At 60.2% G+C, this 211-nt stretch carries 1 protein-coding gene; it reads left to right on the top strand.

The genetic code is table 11. The features are described 5' to 3' along the window. The coding region (locus Q0796_RS18270) for a VCBS domain-containing protein (RefSeq protein ID WP_298445928.1) at nt 1–211 on the top strand (211 nt) is incomplete at both ends.

Genomic DNA, 211 nt, shown 5'->3' with positions numbered 1-211 from the left:
GACGATCTGCCCATCATTTCCGATGCAGAAGACGCGGTTACTGAGGGTGACGTAACCCCAGTCGGTGGCACCCTGACGGCAAGCGACGCCGACAACCCAGACTTGGCCTTCAACGCCAACACCATCAACGATGCTTACGGCACCTTCGTGGTCAACGCCGACGGCACTTGGACCTTCGACTTGGCCGACAACCCCACCGTTGATGCGCTGG

This window comes from uncultured Ferrimonas sp. (assembly GCF_947489035.1).
Taxonomy (GTDB): Bacteria; Pseudomonadota; Gammaproteobacteria; order Enterobacterales; family Shewanellaceae; genus Ferrimonas.
This window is presented reverse-complemented; position numbering and strand designations above follow the sequence as displayed.